Here is a 1563-nt window from a genome sequence, read left to right on the forward strand (position 1 = left end):
TGGTCGGTAAACGCCGACCAAACGATTATAGAACACACTGGGGGCAATCCAAATTTCAGAACCGAAGTAGTCATACTGCTAAATGAACGAACAGCCATCTGCTTGCTGAGTAACGGCGCAAATACCAATATAAACCTGGTACTAAAAGTTAAAGATATATTAGACGGCAATCTAACTCAGTCATATGAAATAAGCGGCACACAGCTTTTGGATATTATTTTGTCGTCTATCACAATTATTCTTTGCCTATTGGCCGTTTTGCTATTTCTCTTAGGATTACGCAGAAGGAAAACGAATGAGCGGCATCCAATGACAAAAAAGAGAATAATCGTAACAGTTATTTTCCTGATCGCTACGATTGCCCTGGGTATACTGTGCTGTGCTTTCGATTGGTCAACGATACTTATTTGGCAAACATATAGCGTTCTTACAGCTTTGATTTCGTCAGCATTATTAACAGCAAGCATTACATGGTTTGTATACACTCACCGATAAAATACCTCATTCCCATGATAAGCATAATGTTAAGTAATTAAATTTCAATTTATCGGTATGCTTAATTTGAAAAACATAAGACACTTCGGTGTCTTTTTTAATATCATCGACAATTTCCCCAGTCAAACCTAATTACTATTGCTTCCACTAACCTCCCTCTATAAACATTGATGTATCAACGCTTTCAACCATTTCATGATGGAGAAAAAATTTTTTCACTTCATTTATAAACAGTGTTTTGAATTTATAGTTATAATTTACAAACTAGGAGTACGCTTCGCTAAAACTAATGGAAATCATTAGCTTTTTAATCCACTATGTGATGCACAATGGATCTCTGCGATACTTATGACGACGTACCCTCCCATGTCTCTTAGCGTCATTCGCGCTTACATTCCTTCGTTCGGTCTATTCATAAGGCAGAGGCCTGCTATGCTGCCTCGGAGACTCATAGTCTGAGTTTAGTTATTTTGCTGGCTTCTCCGTGTCATCCTTCTTTTTATAGTTCGATGAAAGAATTTATTACGCTCCCTCTGCGAGACAGTAAAGGTCCTTCATCATATGTTGCTCGTTAAATAAGAGTTTCTTCTTGCAAATACCATGTAATACCCTCAGTAATTTACCACAAAGCACCACCATTGACTGCTTTCCTCTTAAGGGATTTTGTTGGCGTGTTGTGTAGTATTCATGAAGTTGTTTGAACGCTTCATTATGACGAATTAGCGGTACTATTACTTTGAACAGGGTGTTTCTAAGCTTCTTTCTTCCTCGTTTAGAGATATGTTTTTGTCCTTTATGTTGACCAGACGAGCTTTCACGTAATGTTAATCCCGCTAGTTTTATAAGTTGGCGTGGATTTTCATAAAGTGAGAAGCTTTCTACTTCTGATAGTAAATCAACGATTGTCGTGTCTCCTAAACCAGGAACTGAAGCCAGTATTTCATATTCGATTGTTGTTTGTGCCATTTCTGCTAATTGATTATTTACAGTTTCAATTTCGGTTTCTAATAACCGATACTGACGTAAGAGCGTGGCGATTTCATGTTGGGCCATCTGTGTTCCTTCTGT

At 37.8% G+C, this 1563-nt stretch carries 1 protein-coding gene and 1 pseudogene; one reads left to right on the forward strand and one right to left on the reverse strand.

All coding sequences use genetic code 11. The features are described from left to right. A pseudogene (locus ACIQZG_RS24445) lies at positions 1-495 on the forward strand (serine hydrolase domain-containing protein); the annotation flags it as partial. Between the two features lie 522 nt (positions 496-1017). Here the strand turns inward: ACIQZG_RS24445 and ACIQZG_RS24450 are convergent. Next, positions 1018-1563 (reverse strand): transposase (locus tag ACIQZG_RS24450; RefSeq protein ID WP_402758758.1); only part of this gene is annotated, 546 nt, incomplete at its 5' end.

The organism is Lysinibacillus sp. NPDC096418 (assembly GCF_044762775.1).
Taxonomy (GTDB): domain Bacteria; phylum Bacillota; class Bacilli; order Bacillales_A; family Planococcaceae; genus Lysinibacillus.